We start from the raw sequence: 22,898 nt of genomic DNA on the forward strand, positions 1-22,898 counted from the left end.
GTCGGGTCAGGAGGAGTAGTCGCCGAGGTAGTCCTGCAGCTCCGGGTGGTCGGAGTCGATGGCCACCGGAGGCACGTTGACGCCGTCGGTCTCCTTGCCCTCGAGGATGTCGGCGGGCACGTCGGTCACCGCGTAGCCGATGTCGCGGATGCGCACCGCCACGGAGACGCGGTAGATGCCGCCGTCGGAGACGGCCTGGAGCCCTTCGGCGGACCCGTCCTGGCCGCCGATGAACACCGAGGGGTCGTCGGCGTCACGGCCGGCGTTGAGGAACGCCTGGCGTGCGCCCAGGCCCACGTCGTCGTTGTAGGCCAGCACCATGTCCAGGTCGGGGTTGGCCTGCAGGACGGTGCTGGTGATCTTCTCGCCGTCGGTACGGGTGCCGGCCTTCTGGGTGGAGACCACCTCGATGTTGTCGGCGTCGCCGGGGAAGACCTCGTTGAGGCCGTCGTCGCGCTCGGCGCCCACGGCAAGGTCGCGGTTGTTGAGGATGAGGACCTTGACGGTGTCCTCCTGCTCGGCGGCCCACGCCGCCGCGGCCTTGCCGAGTTCCTGGCCGCTCTCCAGGCCGCTGAACAGGACCGAGGCGTCCTGGTTCTCCAGCGGTGAGGCGTAGGAGACGAAGACGGTGCAGTTGCCCATGGCCTCCTTGGCGAGCGGTTCCATGGAGGCCGGCTCCAGCGGGTAGGACACGATGGCCGGGATCTGCTGGGTGACCCAGGTCTGGACGTTCTGGGTCTGCTTCTCCAGGTTCTCGTCGTCGGCGGTGAAGCGGATCTCGTAACCGCGCTCCTCGCCGCGCTCCTGGGCGAAGCGCTGGAGGTCTCCGTAGACCGACAGCGAGGTCAACGGGTAGTCGAAGCCGATGACCTTCTCGGCGGAGCGTTCGCAGTCGCCGCCCGACCCGCCGGCCTCCTGGATACCGCCGCAGGCGGTGCCGCCGAGCAGCGCGGTCAGGGCGAGGGGCGCGGCCCACAGGGAGCGGCTGGTGGCGGATGACTTCTTCATGGTCATGACAGGTTCCTTCGCACAAGGGAAAGGTGGGGCGGGGGCACGATCGGAGCGCGCGGTGATGCGCGACGGGCACCCGGGGTCGGGGTGCGTGGCTCCCGGGCCGCGGACCCCGAGGGTGGGCGGGGCAGGCGGCGGGGGAGCGGGAAACGGGCGCCGGTGGGGACGCGGGGACGCTCAGCGCGCGGAGGCGGTGTTCTTGGCGCCGCGGTCGCGGAAGTTGCGCAGGACGTTGCGCAGCAGGTGGGAGACGTTGTTGTCGTAGTCGTCGACGGGGACACAGCCGGTGAAGCAGATGGATCCGACGGAGAACACCGCACCGCCGCTGGGCTGCTCCACGACGACCATGTCCGATCGCACGTCGGTGCACTCGCTGCCGCCCAGACCGGGGGCGAGCATGAGCACGTCCTCGACGGCGAGCTGGTAGTAGTCGCTGTGCCGGCGCGAGGTGGCAAGGACCGCGGTGTTGGGCGGGCTGCCCAGCGCGAAGTCGCAGCGGTCGACCTCGTCACCGCTGGCGCCGTCCATGATCAGGCCGAAGTCGCCGATGACGCGGTCGTCCACGCCCTCGAAGACCCAGGACCACTCGGGCGCGTAGGACAACTCGGTGCGTTCGAAGGGCGGTGCCTTCTCGTCCCATCCCTGGCTGCACATGCCGACCCCGAGCATGGCGTTGGGACTGCGGCCGCGCCAGCGCCAGAGACCGCCCTGTTCGCCCGTCGTGGAGTGGTGCTGCTCGCCCGGCCGCACTTCCCAGGTGCGGATTCCCGACGAGCGGCGGACCTCCAGCGCGTGCGGGCGCTCGGGGTCCTGGGAGGTCACCCAGTAGAAACCGTTGCCCCCCAGGTACATGAGGCTGCCGCCGCTACCGGTGTGGCGTGCGATCGAGTCGAGCATCGACTGGCTGTGGTACTCCGGGTGGGACCCGGTGACCACGACCTGGTAGTCGTCGAGCAGATCGGGATCGGCGTGCAGGTCGTGGTCGCTGATCACGTCGTACTCGAAGCCCTGACGCCGGAACCAGGGGATGAGGTAGAGGTCGGCGCCCAGGTGGCGGGGCGCGTTCTGTAGCCACATCCGGTAGTCGGGACGCATGTTGGGGATCGGCCGCAGGAAGCTGGAGTAGCACACGCCCGAGCCGTCGGAGTGGTGGTCGTAGAGGCTGCCGCCGAACTCCGGATGGTCGGCCAGCGCACGGTCGAAGCGGTCGGGGGTGATCGGGTGGTCGGTGATCCCCTCGGCTTCGTAGTCCAGCCGGTGCTGCAAGCGCTCGTTGGCGTAGGCGACGTAGGTGAACGTGGGGATCAGGTAGGCGACCGGGGCCTTGGCCTGGTGGTCCGCCGGACGCACCACCACCGGGATGTGGTCGGTCTCGCCCCCTTCGGGGGTCCGGACTCGGACCCGGACCGCGTAGATTCCGCTGGGCAGGTCGGCGGGCAGCCCGACCCTGGCACTGACCTGCCATCCGGCGTCGATCAGGTCGTCGTCGTGGAAGTGGATCGCCCCGTACTGTTCGGGAGCCGTCCTCGGGTCGGAGGCGGAACCGTCCCAGGAGTGCCCGGTCATGGCGCGTGCGGGCATGTTGACCAGTCGGGCATGGTGCCGGTTGCCGCTCACGTCGGGCACGCCGGCCTCCGCGTGGTCCTCGGAGAAGGCCCATTCGGCGACCACTTCTCCGTCGGAGCGCACGACGGGGCGTTCCAGCTTGCCGTTGTAGAGGCCCTCGGGGCGGGCACGGCCGGGGCCGACCTTTTCCAGCCGGGTGGCCGCGGCGAGTACACCGGATGCCCGGTCCAGGCCGGGGGCACCTGAGCCGGAGCGTTCGGAGTGGGCGGCCTCCCCGGCGAAGGGGGTGACGGCGGTGGCGCAGACCTGGGTGCGGTCACCGTCCAGTGTGGCGCGCACCCGGTACCAGCGGCGGGCCGACAGCGGTGCGTCGAGCCGGACCGCCGTCCCCTCCGCTGTGATCACGGCCGGACGTCCATGGTCCAGAACCAGTGCCGCGACCGTGCCGCCCGCGTCGTCGACCACGCTGAGCAGCCCCTGGACGCCTTCGGAGTCGGGGGTCGTGGGCCAGGCCAGGACCTCCAGTGTCGTTCGGGGGCCGAGCCGCCCGGCGAACACCCCCTCGGCGACGAGGTAGGACCCGGGCAGGGTGATCTGGGGGCCCACTGCGGTCTCGACGGGAGCCCAGGAATCGACGGGTTCGGTCACGAAGCCGGGGCCGCGTGGGTTCTCGTCCCCGTGCACCAGGCGGACGAGGTCGAGTGTCGCTGTTCCCTCAGGCGCACTGATCATTACTGAGAGTTCATCGCCGGGCTGCGCGGACAGCCGATCGAGGTAGCCGAAAAGCCGCATTGCCACTACTCCAATCAGGGGGGCTTGGTCGAAACAGTCGGAACAACACACAAATCCTCAGTCACGACCAGCTAGAAGCCGATTTGACGGTAACACCTCCACAAAAGAACACGCAATACCTCAAAGTTCCACGAATGTCTGTGCAATGAAGAGCTAACGTTCGACACCTGACCGAAACCTCTACAGCGGCCCAAGTGATTACTAAGAGTGAAAATTGCTGGGAGGGGGGCAGGTTCCGCGCCTGTGGCGAACGATGGACGAGGGCCGGTGCGGGATCGGTTCCCGGCCGACGACGGCCATGCGCGGATCGGGGCGGGACGCTGCCGTCCTCAACTCCACTCGGCGGTCTCGACCGGACGCCCCAGTCGACGCGCGGCCCTCGACCGTGTCGCGCGCGTGGCGTTGACCAGCACGGCGCGGCGCGCCCCGCGGAGCAGTGGCAGATCGGCGAGGGAATCGGTGTAGACGACGTCCCAGGGCGGAGCCGCCCCGGCGCGGACGAGTGCCCCGGGTTTGCGTCGTCCGTGGTTGTGCGGTGCCAGCCCGAGCCCCAACCGCCCGGTACGCACCCCTGAGGCCACCAGCACCACGTCGCGAACGCCGATCGCGCGGAGCAGTGCCGCTGCCAGGCCCCGGTCCGTGGCGGTCGCGACCGCCACCAGGTCGCCCCGCTCCTGGTGGTCACGGATGCGGCGTACCGCGTCGTGCACCACCCAGCCGGGAGTGCGCGCCAGCTCGGCGCCGAACCGTTCGGCGTATCCGGTGAACCATTCCTCGGTGCGTCCCAGCAGCGCGATGCGCACCAGTGAGCGGGACAGGCGGGCACGCACCCGCGGTAGCCGGGCCGACAGGGCGAAGGCCGCCACGACGGGCAGCGACAGCAACAGCCGCCACCGGGCGCGCATCAGCTGGGCCCGGACCAGCGCGCCGAACGTGTCGTGGTGGGTCAGGACCCCGTCCAGGTCGAACACCACCGTGACGGTGCCCTCGTGCGGTCGGTCCGCTCCGGGGAGACGGGCGCTCATGACGGGTCAGCATGGCACAAGGGTCCGGTGGGAAGGCCCGGCCCCCCGGTGTGTCGGACGGGTCGGTGCCACTGGGGAAGGGCGCGCGCCGGAGCGCCCTGGCCGTTCGTCCTTCCCGCAGAGCGGTGGGCGGGCAATGGGCGGGCAGTGGTGATCCGGTGCGCCGCGTGCCCCCTGATTTCGATCCCCTCGGTTATGGTGATCGCGGTCGAAAGGGTTTTCCCGACGTTTCGGTCCGGCTCGGTGTGCCATTTTCGTAAGGGCGCGCATTTGCCTTCCCTTTCACGGCGTCGCACTTTTCGGTAATGGAAACGGTGGAAACCCCGATCGGCCCCGCCGTCCCCAGAAGGGAAGCAGTGCCGATGACCGTTTCTCCCCCGAAACCGATGCGCCTGCCGTCGCTTACCGGCCTCCGCTGCGTTCTCGCGATCCTGGTGTTCCTCTGCCACGCCCTTGAAACGGCGCGGCTTTACGCCGATGACCGGTTGAACCATCTCGGCGTCATTTTGCCCTACGGAATATCGTCCCTGTCGTGTTTCTTCATCCTGAGCGGGTTCGCGCTCACCTGGTCGGCCGCCCCGGGGGACACGCCCGCGCTTTTCTGGCGCCGCCGCGTCGTCAAGATCTTTCCCAACCACATCCTCACCTGGGCCCTGACCCTCGCCCTGCTCGGGATCGTGTTCGGTCCACTGCCCATGCTGGGACCGCCGCCCGACGCCGGGCCGGCACTGGCCAACCTCGCACTGGTGCAGACCTGGATCCCGGTGCCCTCCTACCTGCTCAGCGTCAACGGGATCTCCTGGTCGGTGTCCTGCGAGCTCTTCTTCTACCTGTTGTTCCCGTTGCTGATCGGACCGCTGCGACGGATTGCGGCCAACCGGCTGTGGTGGTGCTTCGGCGCGACGGCGGCCGCCATCGCCCTCCTGCCGGCCCTCATCGACGCAGCGATCAGCGCACCGGCGTGGCCGTTGTGGCCGCCGTTCTCTTTCACCGAGACCTGGCTGGTCTACTTCTTCCCGGTCGTGCGCATGCCCGAGTTCCTGCTGGGGGTCCTGCTCGCCCTGATCGTGCAAGCCGACCGCTGGCCTCCCGTGCGCATGAGCTGGGTGGCCGGCGCCACCGTCCTGTTCTGGCTGATCACGCTGGCCCTACCGCCCATCTACGGTCGCAGCGGTTTTCTCGCGATTCCGCTCGCCCTGCTGATCCCCGTCCTGGCCACCCGCGACCTGCGCGGCGAGACCGGCTGGTTGCAGAACCGGACCGTGGTCGCCCTCGGGGAGGCCTCCTACGCGATGTACCTGCTGCACTACCCCGTCATGGCGGTCACCCGCCACCTGCTCGGGCCCGACCGCTACTTCGGTGTCGTGGAGGGCACGCTGGTCATCGTTGCCATGTTCGTGATCTGCCAGCTCCTGGCCATCGCGCTGTTTCGGTGCGTGGAGGACCCCCTGGTGCGGCGCTTCTCCCGTCCTGCCCGGGGGCGGGCCCCCCGCGGTCCCGAACAGGCCGAAGGCCCGCCCCGCGGATAGAGCCGGCGCACCGCACCCCGGTACCGAGAAGTGCCGGCCACGCCGAGGGTTCCCCGCGTGGCCGGCACCGGTCAGACCGCGTGTTCCTTGAAGCCGATCACCATCGACCGGTTCGCGTCCAGGGCGCGCACCGAGGTCCGGGCGAAGCCGGCGTCGCGCAGCCAGCCCTCGCACTCGGCCCCGGTGAAATCGAAACCACCGCCCAGTGCCAGGTTCATCCTCAGGCTCATGAACAGCGCGCCCAGGCTGCTGCGTCGATCCTCGTCCACCAGCCGCTCATAGACCACCACCGCACCACCGGGCGGAAGCGCCTCGTAGGCCTTCCCGATGAGGATCCGTTTGCGCTCCAGGTCCCAGTTGTGCAGGACCTGCCCGAAGACCACCACGTCGGCCTCGGGGAGCGCCTCGGCGAAAAAATCACCGGCCTGGAAGCGCACCCGGTCGGTCACGCCGGCCGCTGTCGTGAACTCCTCGAAGGCGGGACGCACGGGGGGAAGGTCGAACCCGATGGCGCTCAGATGCGGGTGCCGGTCCACGATCTGCGCCGCCACTGCCCCTTCCGCACAGCCCACGTCGACCAGGCGGCGGTACCGCTCCCAGGGGAACCGTTCGGCCATGGCCTGGGCGGGGCCCGTGCTCTCCGCGGTCATGATGCGCAGGAACCCCCGGCTCCCCTCCTCGGAGGTGTAGAGGCCGGAGTAGAACTCCTGGGCCGAGGGCAGGGCATCGGGGGAGTGGCCGGCGCGCAGGTCGGCGGCCACGTCGATGACGGGTCCGTCGAGCGCTTGGTCGATCGCCGCCCCGAGGTAGACCTCGGGTCTGCCGGCGTCCAGGTAGTGCGCTGCCTCGGGACCGTTGCGGTAGCGGCCTTCCTCCCGGAGCAGCAGGCCCAGTGCCACGAGCGAGTCCATGAAGTCCTCGACGGCCCTGGGCCCGGCGCGCAGGCCCAGTCGTGCACGGATCTCGGGGGAGGTCAACGGGGAACGTCCCAGCTCGGTGAACACCCGCAGCTGGATCGCGCTGTGCAGCGTCTTGGTCTTCCACTGGTCCCACAGCAGTTCGGTGATCGTGTCCGGTGCCGTCATGGTGCTTCTCCTGGCTTTGGTTACGAGGGTTCCTCCGCCGGTCTGCCCGGTGCTTCGGGTGTCGCGGGTGTCTCGCGGGCGTCCGACGGGGCGGGGGGATGCGGCGGCCTACCGGAGGAACGCGCCGCGACGAAGTCGATGACCGTCAAGAGCGGTGCGGTCAGACACGTGGTGATCAGGGTCATGCCCAACAACGCGAGGAACAGCGCGGGAGGGAGAATGCCGGCGCTGTACCCGGCCTGCAGGACCACGATCTCGGTGAGGCCGCGGGTGTTCATCAGCGCGGCCAGGCGCAGCCCGGTCCAGTGCGATTCCCCGCCCAGCCGTCCACCGAGGTAGCCGCCCGCCGTCTTCACGACGATCGCCACGGCCGTGACCGCGGCCATCATCGTCCACGACATGCCACTGAGTGGCCCGGAGAGCACGGTCGCCCCGGTCACCAGGAAGAACACGGGCATGAGCAGGCTGCCGACCCGAGAGACCCGGCCGACGATCTCGGGCCACGGGGCCAGTGAACCGGGGCGGGGCAGGACGAAGCCGACCAGGAACGCGCCGAACAGCGAGGTCAGGCCGAGGTGCTCGGTCGTCCAGGCCATCGCGAGGGTGAAGCCGCCCACCAGGACGGCGCCAAGGAGAGGCGACCTGGCGAACAGGCGGTCGGCGGGGCCGCTGCGCACGAGCGGTCGCACCAGGGCCACCAGCACGACACAGCCCACCAGGACCGCCAGTGCCACGAACAACCCGCTGCCGGCACCCCCCACGGCAACCGCCAGCAGCAGCCATGCGGGGACGTCGATGACGACCGCCGCCTGCAGGGACAGCCGTCCCGCTGTTGTCGTGGTCATGCCGCGGTCGGCGAGAATCCGGGCGAGCACGGGGACGGCGGTGACCGCCAGGGCCACGGCGAGCAGGAGCAGGAACGACGGCAGGGGGGCATCACCGCGCAGGGCGGTGGGGCCGGTCCGGTCGATCCACAGGGCCAACAGTGCGCCGGCGGCAAGGGCCGGGAGGAACGACGTCACCGCCACCCACGCCACGGGGCGCGACCCGGTGCCGGCGCCGCGGACGCGCATCTCGTAGGCGATGCCCAGCAGGAACAGCATCAGCCCGGCGTGCCCCAGGTGACGCAGTACCTCCACCACCGTGCCGGGCAGCAGCGCCTCCAGCGCGGCCCGACCGGCCAGGGCGATGACCGCCGGGCCGAGGAGCAGGCCGACCACGATCTCGCCGATCACCGGTGGCTGTCCGATCGCGCGGAACACGATTCGGCCCAACCAGGCGAGGAGCAGGACGACGGCCAGCGCCACTGCCGCGTGCAGTGCTTCGACGGGTGTGGCGGGCACGGTCAGCGCACCTCCGCCCGGGCCGCCCCGGTCACGTCATCAGTCCGGTTATGGTTTTGAGCCGGCGGATCTCCACGGACGTGAACCTGGCGTCGGGCACCTGGGAGGCGACCTCCGCGGCGCGCTCGTCATCGGCGCAGTCGACGAGGTAGTAGCCGCCGAGTTGTTCCTCGTCGGTGCTGCGCGGCCCCTCGATGATCTCGGTCCTGCCGTCACGGACCCGCACCGTGCGCGAGTCGGCCGGCACGGAAAGAACCGCGCTGTCCACGTGCTCGCCACTGGCGATGATCGAGCGGGTGAAGTCGACGTGCTCGGTCAGGCGCTGGTCGCGCTGTGCCTGTGTCAGGGTCGCCCAGTGCGCGGCGTCGGTGGGAATGAGCAGGAGGTAGCGCACAGGGGGCCTTTCAATAGGGAATTTCCCCCGGATGAAGGGGTCGCTGAATATTTGAGCGGAAGCCCCAGGGGCTTGTCAACGAATTGTTTCACCGTTTTTCGAGTGATTCCGGTTGCGCCGTGGAAAATGGTTCCCGCGAAGTTCTGGTTGCCGTCCGGTGGGTCGGCAATGGAAAAGGGGAACTGTTCGGTGCGGGTTTATTTTTTTATCATGATGGCGCCGTCCTGCCCGCAGGGAAAACGATTCCTGCTTCCGCGTTCGGTCAACCTCCATCGCTCTCGTCTGGTTCGGTGAATACAATGCTGGTACTCGGCCTGAACGGGAATTTCTCCGCTGAGGACACCGACCTGGTGCCCGACATGTTGGAATTCTTCTTCCACGACGCCTCCGCGAGCCTGATCCGCGACGGCGTCCTCATCGCTGCGGTGGAGGAAGAACGGCTCAACCGCATCAAGAAGACCACCAAATTCCCGGCCAACGCCATCCGGGCCTGTCTGGCCACCGCAGGGGTCACCCCTGACGACATCGACGCCGTGGGGTACTACTTCCGCGAGGACCACATGGACGCGGTCCTCAACCAGCTCTACACCGACGACCCCCGTGTCCCGGTCCGCCACTCCCGCAGGCTGATCAAGGACCGTCTCAAGGCCGAGTTCGGCTGGGAATTGCCCGACGACCGCCTCGTCTACATCCCCCACCACGTCGCACACGCCACGTCCGCGCTGGTCCGTTCGGGAATGGACGAGGCGCTGGTGGTGATCATGGACGGCCGGGGCGAAGAAGAGTCGGGAACGGTGTTTCGCTCCGCCGGCGGGCACCTGGAAAGCCTCGCCACCTACCCGGCGGGAAAATCCCTGGGATCGGTCTACCTCAGCGCCACCCAGTTCCTGGGGTACAAGTTCGGCGACGAGTACAAGGTCATGGGACTTGCCCCCTACGGCGACCCCGCCCGCTACCGCGACGTCTTCCAGGAGCTCTACACCCTGGAGGAGAAGGGCGAGTACACCGTCCACCACAGCACGGCCGTTCCCAACCTGATCGGCCCGCCCTTCGCCGCTGTGGGGCTGCTGCCCAGGCGCAAGGGGGAACCCTTCGCCCAGGAGCACAAGGACTTCGCCGCCGGTCTCCAGGAAGCGGTCGAGAAGATCGCCCTGCACGTGCTGCGTTATTGGGCCGAGACCACCGGACTCACCCGGTTGGCCTTCGGCGGCGGTGTCGCACACAATTGCAGCCTCAACGGCGCGATACTGCGTTCCGGTCTCTTCGACGAAGTGTTCGTCCACCCGGCCTCGCACGACTCCGGCGCCGGTGAGGGCGCCGCGCTGGCGGCCGGGCGCCTGCTCGGCGCCTCGCCCCGGCCGCTACCGCGACTGCGCAGTGCCTCGGTCGGCCCCGATCTCGGCTCGCTCCAGGAGATCGCCGCGGCGCTGGCGGGCTGGGCGCCGATGGTCGAGGTCGAGCAGCCCCACGACATCGTCGGGACCACCGCGCGACTCCTGGCCCAAGGAGCGGTGATCGGATGGGCCCACGGCGGCTCGGAGTTCGGCCCGCGCGCGCTGGGCAACCGCAGCATCATCGCCGACGCCCGCCCCGCGCAGAACCAGACCCGCATCAACGCGATGGTGAAGAAACGCGAGAGTTTCCGCCCGTTCGCCCCCGTCGTCACCGTCGAGGCGGCACACGACTACTTCGAGCTTCCCGCGACCGCCGCGAACTACGACTTCATGTCGTTCGTGGTGCGGGTCCGGGAGGAGCACCGCCGCCTGTTGGGCGCGGTCACCCATGTCGACGGCACCGCTCGGGTCCAGGTGGTCGACGCCCGCGCCAATGAGCGTTTCCACCGCCTGGTCGACGAATTCGGCCGTCTCACCGGCACCCCGGTCCTGCTCAACACCTCCTTCAACAACAACGCCGAGCCCATCGTGCAAAGCGTGCACGACGTCATCACCGGTTTCCTGACCACCGGGCTGGACGCCCTGGTGATCGAGGACTTCCTGGTCCGACGCGGTCCCGGCGGACCCCTGGGGTTCGACAACCTGGCACTGCGATTCAGGCCGGTGACCCGGCTGGCCACCCGGGTGCGTCCGTTGCCGGCCGGACAGCGCGTCACCACCCACGAAATCTTCCTCGACTATTCCACCGGTCCGCGCGCCGAGGTTTCCGCCGCCCTCTTCTCGTTGCTCACGGAGGTCGACGACACCCGTTCGCTCGCCGCTCAAAGCGTTGCGCTCACCGATGGGCTCAAATCCGAGCTGTTCGACCTGTGGCAGCAGCGGTTCTTCGAGCTGCGGCCGCTGTGAGGCCCCGGGGAACCGGGCCGATACGGCGGGTGGGATGAGTCGGCTGGGCATCGACATCGGTGGGACCAAGGTGGCGTTGCGGCTGGAAGGGGCGGGTCGTGCGCCCTGGCAGACGGTCTTTCGCTGGCCGGAGCCGGGACCGGATCGCGGTGCCGACCCCGATGCCGACCTCGCGGCACTGGCCGAAGCGGTCAGGGGATTGTGCGCACAGTGGGGCGGAGCCGTCGAAGGCGTCGGGGTGGCGTCGCCCGCGACCCTGGACCGCTACGGCCGGGTGAGCGCCTGGCCGGGGCGGCCGGGGTGGGTCGGTGTCGACCTGCGCTCCGCGCTGCGCGCGCTGGTCCCGGGGGTCCCGGTGCACTGTGCCGATGACGGTGACCTCGCGGCACTGGCCGAGTCCTACGCGGCAGGGCGTACCGACCTGCTCTATCTGGGTGTGGGCACCGGGGTGGGCGGTGGAATCGTGATCGGCGGACGTTCGTGCCTGGACACCCGTCGAGGGTCGTGCGAGATCGGGCATCTGCCCATCGACCGGGCCGGTCCACGCTGTGATTGCGGCCGCCGGGGGTGCCTCCAGGCGGTCGCCTCGGGCCCGGCGACGCTACGCAGGGCGTCCCGGTTGCGCGGTGCCCACGTGGATTTCGCCGGGCTGCGTGACGCGTTGGCCGCCAACCGGGCCTGGGCGGTGTCGGCGGTGCGCGAGAGCTGTGACGCATTGGCCGCCGCGGTGGTCGGGGTGGGGGAACTACTGCACCCCTCGCTCGCGGTGGTCGGCGGGGGGTTCGCCACCGGACTGCCGGGTTTCGTCGCCGCGGTGTCCCAGCGGGCCGCCGCACTGGGGCGGCCCGGTCACCCCCCACCCCAGGTCCGGGAGGCGAAACTGGGCGGTTTCTCCTCGCTGCACGGCGCGGTCCACGCCGCGGCCCGCCCCGAAGCCGGATGAGCGGTCCCGGGCGCCTGATCGTGTGCCCACCTGCTGGTGGGCACACGATCGTGGGAAGTCCGCTCCCTCCGGAGGGCATCCGCTGACGGATCGTTTCGGTGCGGCGTCCACCGGTGTGCCCACTGCCGGCGTCCAGGGCACGCATGAGGCCGCGACCCCTCAGGAGAAGATCGTCGCGAGTACGGGATACCTCCGGATCGCGGCCTTCGCTCCGCCTGGCTCCGGAACGCCGAGACCGGTTGAGGGGCGATCGTCCCTTCCCGCCAAGTTCGGTGCGGGAGCCGTGAGCCCGATCTTCTCCGGCCGGAAGGGCCCAGTGGGCCCTTTCGATCGGCTTCTCGGGGGTGGAGCACGAGCACGGGGCCGGTCGTCCTTTCGGTCCTTCTGCGACTTGCCCAGGAGGGTGGGGAGCCGGTTCGGCCTCCCCGTCGTGATCGCCCAGGACACGCGCTCGAAGGCGTATTTCCACTGTGCGCGCTCCGGTCTCAGGCGTTGTCTGGTGGTGGACCTGGGAACCAGCCTGGGCGGTGCCTGTATCGATGCCAGGGGAACGATTCCCGCCCTGCTCGGCCAGGTCGGCAGAGTGGCCCATGATCTCTCCGACGACGCCCGGCGGCGAAAGGACGGCCGTGGTCAGGGACTGCTTTCCCAGTGGACGTCTGCCACCGGGCTCCGTGAGACAGCCGGGAGGCTCGGCTCGGCCGTCACCGATCCGAACCGGCTCGACTCGGCGGTCGAGTCCGGGGAGCCGGCGGTCCGGTCACTGATTCGAGAATTCAGTTCGCAATCGTGGAGCCCACGCTTTCCCGCGAACTGGTCGCGCGAACCGGATAGACGGCCGGCCCCCGGCGACGCCGACGCCGATCGGGACAGGAAAACACTCGACCGACACGCGGACTTTCGAATACCCTGAACAATCAGGGTGGTTTTCATGGTCGTCTTCGATCTGGTTGTCGGCATCCTTTCCACGATTCTGGCCTTCTTCGCGATCGTTATACGAGATTCTGGCCGCGAGTGGCTTCTGATCCAGCGCCGCAACCCCGACAAGAACTTTCACGGCAAACAGGATTTCACGTGCGCGGCGGCGGGGATGGTCAGCGCGACCCGGGACCGCCGCTCGGAGGAGCTCGACGTCTACGCGACGGCCTGCAACGAACTTCGGGAAGAGGCCGGTGTCAGAGTTCGAGAGGACCAGGTCGTCTTCCTGGCCCTCCTCCGCGAGACCAACCTGCGCGAGGTGGGGCTCGTCGCCGAAGTGGAGGTCCAGGCGTCGCCCGCCACCCTCATCGGACCTCACGCGGATTCTTTCGAGAGCAAGGGGTTCCTGCTCTGCGAGGCGACGCCGGAGGCGTTCGCCGACTTCCTCTCCCGCAATCTCCCCGTCGAGCGGTTCGCGCCGTTGAGCGCGGGGGCGATCCTGTTCTCCCTGTTGCGCCGCTTCTCCCGGGAACGCATCGAGTCCGCTTTCGGCCGGCTCAAGGCTTGATCGGCCCGCCGTTCCCGTGGAATCACGACGGGGAGGCGTCTGTCTGCGGTACCCACCATGTTCCCCCGGTTCCGCGGCGTCCCCAAGAGCAGGGGGCCGCGGTCGAAGGCGAACCCGTCACGGGCCGGAGCGCCCCGAACAGCCGACCGGCGAACACGTTGCCGAGACCACTGGACCCCGGCCGGGAGCCCGGCCGCCCGGTCAATCGGCGGCGACCGACAACAAGGCGCGCGCCGCGAGACGGTAGCCCAACGGCCCCAGACCTGCGATCACACCGTTGGCCAGGGGAGCCAGCACCGACTCGTGCCGGAAGCTCTCCCGCGCCCAGACATTGGACAGGTGCACCTCGATCCAGGGCCGCGGGTAGTTGGCCAGCGCGTCGCGCAGGCTCCAACCCGCGATCATCAGGGCACCCGGGTTGACGACCGCCCCGACCGCCCCGTAATGCCCCTGCAGCGTCCCGATCATCTCCCCCTCGCTGTCGTGCTGGCGGGCCACGACCCGCCAACCGCGGTCGGCGACCTCCTCGCCGACGGCCTTCTCGATGTCGAAGAGCGTGTCGGTGCCGTAGATACCGACCTCCCGCTGCCCCAGCATTCCCAGGTTGGGGCCGTTCAACAGCAGTACGTCCTTCACCAGACACCCTTTCTGCTCGCGTGCCGGCCTGTTCGCCTCGACCACGCGACAACGCGTTTTCTCCCGGTGCGCTCGAATCGAAGGTAGGCCAGGGCACAAGGAGAAGCCAAAGACAGTCCGATAAATCCCCCAACTAAGGGGGGTGCCCACACAATTAGGGGGTTGGAGTGTTCCGGGCACATCATTAAGCTCCTGGGAAATCCGGTCCCGACGGGTGTGCTCACCTTCCCTGCCGAACAGGGCCGACGGGCTTCCCCGGGGCATCGCCGCCCCGGGAATTCCATAATTCAGCCGATGATGTTTCCCTTTTGTCCGAGTGGAATGGGAGTGGGATCAATTGAGTCCTCGAACAGGCCGGGATCTCGACTTCCCGACGTGGCCCCAGTACGACGGCGGAGAGTACACCGGGTTGGTCCGCGCCCTGGAACAGGGCCAGTGGTGGCGGATGGGTGGCGGAGAAGTCGATGCTTTCGAGCGCGAGTTCGGTGACTACCACGGAGCCCCGCACACGCTGGCGGTCACCAACGGGACCCACGCGCTGGAACTCGGCCTCGAAGTACTGGGGGTCGGCCCCGGCACCGAGGTCATCGTTCCGGCCTTCACCTTCATCTCCTCCTCGCAGGCCGTCCAACGACTGGGCGCGGTGGCGGTGCCCGTCGACGTCACCCCCGACACCTACTGCCTCGACCCCGTCGCGGTCGAAGCCGCGATCGGCCCCCGGACCCGTGCGATCATGCCGGTGCACATGGCCGGCCAGTTCTGCGACATGGACGCCCTGGCCAAGATCGCCGACGAGTCCGCGGTCCCGCTCATCCAGGACGCCGCGCACGCCCACGGGGCGCGCTGGCAGGGCCGGCGGGTCGGGGAACTCGGCTCGATCGCCACGTTCAGCTTCCAGAACGGCAAGCTCATGACAGCCGGGGAGGGAGGCGCGGTCCTCTTCCCCGACGACGCCACCAGCGCGGCCGGCTTCCTGCGCCACAACTGCGGGCGGCCCCGCGCCGACCGCGGCTACTTCCACCGGACCTCGGGATCGAACTTCCGGATGAACGAGTTCTCGGCGGCTGTACTGCGCGCCCAATTGTCCCGCCTGGACGCGCAGATCGCCGTTCGCGAGGAGCGCGCCCCGCTCCTCGCGGACCTGCTCGCCGCGATCCCGGGGGTGGTCCCCCAGGCACGCGATCCCCGCTGCGACCGCAAACCGCACTACATGGCGATGTTCCGTCTCCCCGGCATCGGCGAGCACAGGCGCAACGCGCTCGTGGACGCCCTTGTCGAAGAGGGAATACCTGCCTTCGCCGCGTTTCGGGCGATCCACCGTACGGACGCCTTCTGGGAGACCGGGGCGCCGGAAGAATCCGTCGAGGACGTCGCCCGACGTTGCCCCAACGCCGAGGCCATCAGCACCGATTGCGTGTGGCTGCACCACCGGGTCCTCCTCGGCTCCGAACAGCAGATACACGACGTCGCCGCCGTCCTCGCCGACGTAGTGGGGCGGGTGTGAACCTCCCGCCTGCCCAGGCCGATCCCGGGGCGCCCATCAGAGTCGCCCTGGTCGGCCTGGGGTGGGCCGCCACGTCCATCTGGTTGCCGCGGCTGCGGCGCCACCCCGGTTTCGCGATCGTTGCCGCCGTGGACCTCGACCCGACGGCACGGGAGGCGTTCGCCCGGGCCGCGCCGGGCGTCCCGATCCTCGCAGACGTCGGCGGGCTCGCGCCCGGGCAGGTCGATCTGGCCGTCGTCGCGGTCCCCAATCATGCCCACTGCGCGGTCGCCGTCCAGCTCCTCCGGCGAGGGCTGCCCGTATTCGTGGAGAAACCCGTCTGCCTGGACATCGAACAGGCCGACCGGTTGGCAGCCGCCGAGCGGTCGGGCGGCGCCGCCCTGCTCGCCGGTAGCGCGGCCCGTCTGCGCGGTGACGTCCGCGCCCTGCACGACGTGCTGCCCTCCCTGGGGCCGATCCGGCACCTCGATGTGGCCTGGGTCCGTGCGCGGGGCGTGCCCGACAGTGGGGGCTGGTTCACCCACCGGCAACTGGCCGGTGGCGGAGCACTGCTCGACCTGGGATGGCATCTTCTGGACACCGCGCTGGCTCTGCTCGGACCGGTCAGCTTCGCGCAGGTGGTGGGTGCCACCTCCGCCGACTTCGTCAACGCCCACTCCCGCCGGGCCGTATGGCGAGGAGAGGGTACCGCATCGACGAGCCCGACTTCCGCCGGCGACGTGGAGGACACCGCGCGCGGTTTCCTCACCACCGATGAGGGGACCTCCATCGCGTTGCGGGCGTCGTGGGCTTCCCACGAGGCCCACGACACCACCCTGCTCCGGGCCGAGGGCAGCCGGGCGACGGCCACGCTGAGCTGTACCTTCGGCTTCAGCCCGAACCGGTCCGGCCGTTCGTCGCTGACCCTCACCCGTGACGGCCACACGGTCCACCTCCCCCTGCCGGACGATCCCGTCGGTGCCGAGTACGACCGCCAGCTCGACCTGATCCCCGCGCTGCTCGCCGACCCGGCGACCCACGGGGACGCACTCGACGACGCCCGCCAGATCATCGCGGTCATCGACGGCATCTACGCCTCCGCCCGAGCAGCGCAGATCCGTCCGGTCGCCGCCGCACGCTAGGTCCTGCCGGCGCCACAGCGACACCCCAAGGAGCGACGAGCATGCAGACCGACTCCACCCCGCGACCGGACCTGCCGGAAGTCCCGGGAACCGATCACCCGCTGCGCGCGGTGGTCTTCGACCTCGACGGTGTGATCGTCAACAGCTTCGAGGTCATGCGCGAGGCGTTCACCATCGCCTACGCCGAGGTCGTGGGCCCCGGTCCCGCGCCGTTCGCCGAGTACAACCGCCATCTGGGGCGCTACTTCCCCGACATCATGGCCGTCATGGGCCTGCCCCCGGAGATGGAGGTCCCCTTTGTTCGGGAAAGCTACCAGCTGGCCCATCGTGTTCCGCTCTTCGACGGGGTGACCGAGACGCTCACGACCCTGCGCGAGCGCGGCCTGGGCCTCGCGATCGCCACGGGGAAGAGCGGGCCCCGCGCACGTTCCCTCCTGGCCGTCCTCGGTGTTCTGGACCTGTTCGACCATGTGGTCGGTTCCGACGAGGTTCCCCGGCCCAAACCCGCACCCGACATCGTGCTGCGCGCACTCGACCTGCTCGGGGTGGCGCCGGGCGAGGCGATGATGGTCGGGGACGCGGTGACCGACCTGGCCAGTGCCCGGGCCGCGGGGGTCATGGCGGTCGCCGCGCTGTGGGGCGAGACCGACGAGGCGGCTCTCCTGCGCGAACGCCCCGACCGCGTGCTCACGTCCCCCGCAGGGCTGTTGGCCTGGTGCCCCGCCCCGGTGTCCGGCTGACCGGCCAGGCTCCTTCTCCACCCACACGACGCCGGTACCGCGCGGATCGGTCACGGGGGCCGGCGGCTCGGGGAGGTCGTCGTCGGGTTAGGGGGACTCGCTGGGCATCGCCCGCAGTGTCGCGGCGACGGCCGTCTCGGGTACGCCACGCACCAGTTCGGCACCCCGCGGACCGTCGAGGACAAAAGCCAACCCGGAGGTCGCCTTCTTGTCCAGGCGCATCAGTTCCAACAGCCGCGGCACCGGGACACCGGCCGGCAGCGCGCTGCGCAGGCCGTACCCTTCCACCACCTCGGCGTGCTCGCGGACCCGGTCGGCACCGATCCGTCCCAGGAGCCCGGCGAGCCGGCCGGCGAACACCGTCCCGATCGCGACACCTTCGCCGTGGCGCACCGAGTAGTCGCTGGCGCGCTCCAGCGCGTGTCCCAGCGTGTGCCCGTAGTTCAGCAGGTGGCGCAGGCCGTGGTCGCGCTCGTCAGCGGCGACGATGGACGCCTTCAGCGCCACGCTCGCCGCGATCTGCTCCTGAACGGTGAGGCCGCGCAGGTCGCCGGCCCCAATGAAGTGGCAACGGGCGATCTCGCCGTACCCGTTCAACAGTTCGGCCCGGGGAAGCGTCGTCAGGTAGTCGCTGTCGCACAGTACCGCGCTGGGCTGCCAGAAGGCACCGACGAGGTTCTTCCCCTCGGGGAGGTTCACCGCGGTCTTGCCGCCCACACTGGCATCGACCTGCGCGAGCAGCGATGTGGGCACGTGGACCACCGCCACCCCGCGATGGTAGAGGGCGGCCGCCAACCCCACGAGGTCGGTCACGGTCCCCCCACCGCAAGAGACGACCGCGTCGTCGCGGGTCAGCCCGAATCCGACGAATTCGCTGCACAGTTGCTCCACCGCAGCCAGATTCTTGCTCGGCTCCCCGTCGCGCACCGGTACGACCCGCGCGGGAACGCCCGGGTCGGGAACCCACTCGGCCGGGCGCGCCGAAGCCACGACCACCCGCTGGGCCCCGAGACCGGCGATGACCTTGGGCAGTTGACGGCGAACACCCGCCCCGATCAGCACGGGATAGGTGCGCTCGCCCAGCGCCACCTCGATTCGAGCGGTGGGTTCCCCTGATCCGTCGTCCACGCCGTCCGCCGTGCTCACCGCCACGTACTGCCTCCTTTGTCCCGCATCAGCAACAGTGGCCGAAGCGGACCGGTGCTCCTGCGAACACGAAAGAACGATCCGGCGAGAGAAAAGCCGCAGACCGCCTGCCAATTCTAGGTTCGGGGGCGGTAAATCCCAGGCCCTCATCCAATTGTTCGCCCATTACCGGGTAATCGGTCGAACGGAAGATTCCTGCCTGCCCTTGGCCGTCGCATTCGACGACGCCTCCATTCGCCGATCAACCGTTTTGTCGCGGTTGTATTTCCCCAGGCGTTCGATACCGGGTATGGGGAGCAGCCCCGAAAAAATAGGGGGGTCCGTTCCCGGTTCTTTCGTGAGACTGCAAACGGCATGCGGCCCGCTCGGACGCGGCTCGGTCCGCACGGACGAGGGGACGCGTGCAGCCGGAGCGGCGGGGCGCCAGGGCGCAACGAAGCGCCGTGGACGGCTCCCGCTCCGGTCCCCGGTTCGACCGAAAGGTGCAGGCACCATGCTCCGTAGCGAGCTGATCAGGCCGTTGCCCGAACTCCTGCGGGCCAACGCCGAGCGCTTCGGCGACAAACCCGCCTATCGCGACGAACGGCGCAGCGTCACCTACGCGGAGTTGGAGCGCACGACCCGGTGGTTGGCCGGGCACCTCGCGCGGTTGCGGCTGCGTTCCGGCGACCGCGCCGCGATATGCCTGGGGAACCGGGTCGAGACGGTGGAGAGCTACTTCGCGATCCTGCGCGCCGGAGCCATCGGCGTCCCCATCGACCCGCGCGGCACCGACACCGAACTGTGCCATGTCCTCGACGACAGCGGCGCACGCCTGGTCATCACCGACCCCGTACACGCCGACCGTGTCCGCAGCCTGCGCCCGGAACTGGTCGTGGTGGTGGCCGCTTCGGGACCCGACCGGGAAAACGCGCCCGCCGGTCTTGCGCGTTACGAGGACCTCATCGGTACCGATCCCGGTATCCCCGCTGCCGACGACCTCGAACTCGACGCCCCCGCCTGGATGCTCTACACATCGGGTACCACCGGCACGCCCAAAGGGGTGCTCTCCACCCAGCGCAACTGCCTCTGGTCGGTGGCCGCCTGCTACGTTCCGGTCACCGGACTCTCGGAACACGACCGCGTCCTGTGGCCGCTGCCGCTCTTCCACAGCCTCGCGCACATCGTCTGCGTCCTGGCCGTCGCCTCGGTCGGTGCCACGGCACGCATCGTCGACGGCCAGTCGGCCGACGACGTCCTGGACGCGCTCCGCGAGGAGGACACCACCTTCCTGGCCGGCGTCCCCACGCTGTACCACCGCCTGGTGCGTGCGGTGCGCGAACAGGGTTTTCACACCCCCGGTCTGCGCGTGTGCCTCGTCGGCGGCGCGGTCACCACCGCGTCACTGCGCACGGCGTTCGAGGAGGCGTTCGGTGTCGCCCTGATCGACGCCTACGGCAGCACCGAGACCTGCGGTTCGATCGCGGTCAACTGGCCGAGCGGGGCCAGGGTCGCCGGTTCCTGCGGTCTCCCCGTCCCGGGACTGGGCGTGCGCCTGGTCGACCCCGAGACCGGGGCCGATGTCGCGGTCGGCCGCGAGGGAGAGGTGTGGGTGAGCGGGCCCAACGTCATGCTCGGCTACCACGGCCAACCCGAAGCCACGGCCCAGGTCCTACGGGACGGCTGGTACCGCACCGGCGACCTGGCACGCCGCGACGACGACGGCTACCTCTTCGTGACCGGCCGGATCAAAGAGCTGATCATCCGGGCCGGGGAGAACATCCATCCGGTGGAGGTGGAGGACGTCCTGCGCGCGGTCCCCGGAGTTGCCGACGCAGCGGTGGTCGCCCGCCCGCACGACGTCCTCGGCGAAGTCCCCGTGGCGTTCGTGGTCCCCGACGGCGACGGGCCGGACCCACAGTCGTTGTTCGCGGCCTGCCGGAAGCGCCTGTCCGCCCACAAGGTCCCCGAGGAGCTCTACGAGATCGCGCGTATTCCGCGCACCGCCTCGGGAAAGGTCAAGCGGCACCTGCTGCGCGGCCTCCCCGCGCGACTGCGCGCCTCCAGCAGCGGCCAGCACGACTGCCTGTTCACCCTCGACTGGATCCCCGTCCCACCCGCTGAGCCGGTGCACACCGACGCCCAGGACTGGGCGGTGACCGGGGCCGACGCCGCCCAGGCCGTGACCGAGTGCACGCGGGCCACCGTTTTCCCCGACCTGTCCGCGATCACCCGAGCAGCCGCCGTCCCCGACGTCGTCCTACTGGCCCCGGCGCAGGTACAGGCGGACGCGGACGCGGTGGCCGCCATCGTGCACGGGACCGTCTCCCAGCTGCGGGACTGGACGAGCCACACGCGCACCACCGGGTCGCGGCTGATCGTGCTCACCCGACGGGCGGTGGCCACCGCGGCAGGCGAAGCCGCCCCCGATCCCGCCCATGCCGCCCTGTGGGGCGCCCTGCGCTGCCTCCAGACGGCCGACCCCGGTCGGTTCACCCTCCTCGACCTCGATGACGATCCCGACAACCGGCTCACCGAGGCCGCCCTGACCGCGGCAGCGGCGTCGGGCGAACCCCAGCTCGCCCTGCGCTGCGGCGTCGTCGTCGCCCCGAGGTTGACCCGTCTCCCCGTCGCAGCGGACACGCGGCCCCGACGGCTCCTGGCCGGTCGGCACACCGTGCTCGTCACCGGCGCGCACAGCGAACGCGGCGCCGCAGCCGCACGGTATGCGGCCATCGTGCACGGGGCCCGCCGTCTCCTGCTCGTCAGCCCGCACGGTGTCCGCGACAAGGCTGCGGCCCGTCTCCGGGCGGACCTGGCCGCCAAAGGCGCCGACGCCGACCTCGTCGCCTGCGACCTGGCCGACCGCGAACAATTGGCTGCGCTCCTCGCTCGTGCAGGACGCCACCTCAGCGCCGTCGTGCACGTCTCGGGAACCGCCAAGCCCGGCGATCCGCTGCGCTCCACGCTCGCCGCCGCCCTCAACCTTCACGAACTGGTCCGCACCGAACAACTGTGCTCCTTCACGATCCTCACCGGCAGCGCAGGGTTGCTCGGCGCCTCAGGAGCGGAGGAAGAGGGCGCCGCCCAGACGTTCCTCGAAGCGCTTGCCGGCCGACGCCGTGCCCAGGGCGCCTCCGCACTGGTCCTGGCCTGGGAACAAAGCGGTGCCACGCGTCCGGACCGCCCCTGGACCGGCGCACTCTCCGCCAACGAGGGGGTCACGATGCTCGACGCCGCGCACGGCGCCGAGCGAGTCGCGATCCTGGCCATGCGCCTGGACGCCGAGACACTGCCCGAATCGGCCCACAGCAGCGCCATACCGCCACTGTTCGCGCACCTGATCGACGCGCCCCGCCCGACCGGCCCGGACACTGCGGTGACGGCGCAGCTGCGTACGCGGCTCGCCCGGCTACCGGAGCGCGACCGGGCCCGTGTGCTGCTCGACCTGGTCGTGACCGAGGCCGTCGGGTTGCGGCGTGTGTCCGGACCACTTTCCGCCGATCTGCCCTTCGCCGACCTCGGATTCACCTCGATCACAGCGGTGGAACTGCGCAACCGGCTGGCCGCAGTCACCGGACTGCGGCTGCCGGCGACGCTCGCCTTCGACCATCCCACTCCCCGCGCCCTGGCCCGCGTGCTCGGGTCCCGTCTCCTGGGAACTCCGGACACCGTTGCTCCCTCGCGTCCGGACCGCGGTGCGGTCGATGAGCCGATCGCGATTGTGGGGATGGGGTGTCGGTTCCCGGGGGGTGTGGCGTCTCCGGAGGACTTGTGGCGGTTGGTGGCGGGAGGTGTCGACGCGGTCGCGGAGTTCCCCACTGACCGGGGTTGGGATCTGGAGGCGTTGTTCGACGCTGATCCTGATCGTGCGGGGACCTCGTATGTGCGTGTGGGTGGGTTCTTGGAGGATGTGGCGGGGTTTGATGCGGGGTTCTTCGGGATTTCGCCGCGTGAGGCGGTGGCGATGGACCCCCAGCAGCGGTTGCTCCTCGAAGTGTCGTGGGAGGCGGTGGAGCGTGCGGGGATCGACCCGTCGTCGTTGAAGGGCAGCGACGTCGGCGTCTACACCGGGGTGATCAACCACGACTACGCCCTGCGCGCACATCAAGCACCGGCCGACCTCGAAGGGTTTCGGCTGACGGGGCTGTCGGGGAGTGTGGCGTCGGGTCGGGTGGCCTACACGCTGGGCCTGGAGGGGCCGGCGATCACGGTTGATACGGCGTGTTCGTCGTCGTTGGTGGCGATTCATCTGGCGGCGCAGGCGTTGCGTCGGGGTGAGTGCTCCATGGCCCTGG

Annotated in this window: 17 protein-coding genes; 9 read left to right on the top strand and 8 right to left on the bottom strand. The window is 69.9% G+C overall.

Annotated features, from left to right (window positions below; all coding sequences use genetic code 11):
* Window positions 1-6: 6 nt before the first annotated feature.
* The 3 genes from QSJ59_RS23155 to QSJ59_RS23165 all read right to left on the bottom strand — a co-directional run bounded on the left by QSJ59_RS23155 (window position 7) and on the right by QSJ59_RS23165 (window position 4,394).
* Complete coding sequence (locus tag QSJ59_RS23155) at window positions 7-1,014, bottom strand: sugar ABC transporter substrate-binding protein (RefSeq protein WP_285761868.1); 1,008 nt, start codon at window positions 1,012-1,014, stop codon at window positions 7-9.
* Window positions 1,015-1,188: 174 nt separating this feature from the next.
* Window positions 1,189-3,309 carry a N,N-dimethylformamidase beta subunit family domain-containing protein gene (locus tag QSJ59_RS23160; RefSeq protein ID WP_285761869.1) on the bottom strand — a complete coding sequence of 707 codons (2,121 nt, stop codon included), beginning with the start codon at window positions 3,307-3,309 and terminating at the stop codon, window positions 1,189-1,191.
* Window positions 3,310-3,698: 389 nt separating this feature from the next.
* Window positions 3,699-4,394, bottom strand: a complete 696-nt coding sequence (locus QSJ59_RS23165; RefSeq protein ID WP_285761870.1) for a haloacid dehalogenase-like hydrolase — start codon at window positions 4,392-4,394, stop codon at window positions 3,699-3,701.
* 362 nt (window positions 4,395-4,756) lie between these two features.
* On the opposite strand from QSJ59_RS23165, the gene QSJ59_RS23170 reads away from it, so the two are divergent.
* On the top strand, window positions 4,757-5,923 hold the full coding sequence (locus tag QSJ59_RS23170; RefSeq protein ID WP_285761871.1) for an acyltransferase family protein: 1,167 nt from the start codon (window positions 4,757-4,759) through the stop codon (window positions 5,921-5,923).
* 71 nt (window positions 5,924-5,994) lie between these two features.
* On the opposite strand, the gene QSJ59_RS23175 is transcribed toward QSJ59_RS23170, so the two are convergent.
* From QSJ59_RS23175 to QSJ59_RS23185, 3 genes are read right to left on the bottom strand one after another with little or no spacing between them, the layout of a single operon-like run.
* Window positions 5,995-7,008 (bottom strand): methyltransferase, encoded by a 1,014-nt coding sequence (locus QSJ59_RS23175; RefSeq protein WP_285761872.1) that lies wholly within the window; start codon window positions 7,006-7,008, stop codon window positions 5,995-5,997.
* 20 nt (window positions 7,009-7,028) lie between these two features.
* Window positions 7,029-8,351 (bottom strand): cation:proton antiporter, encoded by a 1,323-nt coding sequence (locus QSJ59_RS23180; RefSeq protein WP_285761873.1) that lies wholly within the window; start codon window positions 8,349-8,351, stop codon window positions 7,029-7,031.
* 31 nt (window positions 8,352-8,382) lie between these two features.
* Window positions 8,383-8,745: a YciI family protein gene (locus QSJ59_RS23185; protein WP_285761874.1), complete on the bottom strand. Its 363-nt coding sequence runs from the start codon at window positions 8,743-8,745 to the stop codon at window positions 8,383-8,385.
* A gap of 299 nt (window positions 8,746-9,044) precedes the next feature.
* On the opposite strand from QSJ59_RS23185, the gene QSJ59_RS23190 reads away from it, so the two are divergent.
* The 4 genes from QSJ59_RS23190 (at window position 9,045) to QSJ59_RS23205 (ending at window position 13,474) form a co-directional block, all read left to right on the top strand.
* On the top strand, window positions 9,045-11,045 hold the full coding sequence (locus QSJ59_RS23190) for a carbamoyltransferase family protein (RefSeq protein WP_285761888.1): 2,001 nt from the start codon (window positions 9,045-9,047) through the stop codon (window positions 11,043-11,045).
* 34 nt (window positions 11,046-11,079) lie between these two features.
* Complete coding sequence (locus tag QSJ59_RS23195) at window positions 11,080-11,988, top strand: ROK family protein (RefSeq protein WP_285761876.1); 909 nt, start codon at window positions 11,080-11,082, stop codon at window positions 11,986-11,988.
* Window positions 11,989-12,418: 430 nt separating this feature from the next.
* A complete protein-coding gene (locus QSJ59_RS23200) occupies window positions 12,419-12,901 on the top strand; it encodes a hypothetical protein (protein WP_285761877.1) in 483 nt (160 codons plus the stop codon).
* An 18-nt stretch (window positions 12,902-12,919) separates the two neighbouring features.
* Entirely contained in the window at window positions 12,920-13,474 is a 555-nt protein-coding gene (locus tag QSJ59_RS23205; protein ID WP_285761878.1) for an NUDIX hydrolase, read from the top strand.
* Between the two features lie 201 nt (window positions 13,475-13,675).
* On the opposite strand, the gene QSJ59_RS23210 is transcribed toward QSJ59_RS23205, so the two are convergent.
* Window positions 13,676-14,110, bottom strand: a complete 435-nt coding sequence (locus QSJ59_RS23210) for a type II 3-dehydroquinate dehydratase (protein ID WP_285761879.1) — start codon at window positions 14,108-14,110, stop codon at window positions 13,676-13,678.
* Between the two features lie 337 nt (window positions 14,111-14,447).
* Here QSJ59_RS23210 and QSJ59_RS23215 point away from each other — a divergent pair, with 337 nt between their 5' ends.
* From QSJ59_RS23215 to QSJ59_RS23225, 3 genes are read left to right on the top strand one after another with little or no spacing between them, the layout of a single operon-like run.
* Window positions 14,448-15,614: a DegT/DnrJ/EryC1/StrS family aminotransferase gene (locus tag QSJ59_RS23215; RefSeq protein WP_285761880.1), complete on the top strand. Its 1,167-nt coding sequence runs from the start codon at window positions 14,448-14,450 to the stop codon at window positions 15,612-15,614.
* Window positions 15,611-16,735, top strand: coding sequence for a Gfo/Idh/MocA family protein (locus QSJ59_RS23220; protein WP_285761881.1), 1,125 nt, complete (start codon window positions 15,611-15,613; stop codon window positions 16,733-16,735). The genes QSJ59_RS23215 and QSJ59_RS23220 overlap by 4 nt, the downstream gene beginning before the upstream one ends.
* 41 nt (window positions 16,736-16,776) lie before the next feature.
* A complete protein-coding gene (locus QSJ59_RS23225) occupies window positions 16,777-17,475 on the top strand; it encodes an HAD-IA family hydrolase (protein ID WP_285761882.1) in 699 nt (232 codons plus the stop codon).
* 87 nt (window positions 17,476-17,562) lie between these two features.
* On the opposite strand, the gene QSJ59_RS23230 is transcribed toward QSJ59_RS23225, so the two are convergent.
* Complete coding sequence (locus QSJ59_RS23230) at window positions 17,563-18,627, bottom strand: 3-dehydroquinate synthase family protein (RefSeq protein ID WP_285761883.1); 1,065 nt, start codon at window positions 18,625-18,627, stop codon at window positions 17,563-17,565.
* A gap of 487 nt (window positions 18,628-19,114) precedes the next feature.
* On the opposite strand from QSJ59_RS23230, the gene QSJ59_RS23235 reads away from it, so the two are divergent.
* A partial coding sequence (locus QSJ59_RS23235) for an AMP-binding protein (protein WP_285761884.1) occupies window positions 19,115-22,898 on the top strand: 3,784 nt, incomplete at its 3' end.

Origin of the sequence: Nocardiopsis ansamitocini (assembly GCF_030268225.1) — a bacterium.
In the GTDB taxonomy this organism is placed as follows: domain Bacteria; phylum Actinomycetota; class Actinomycetes; order Streptosporangiales; family Streptosporangiaceae; genus Nocardiopsis_D; species Nocardiopsis_D ansamitocini.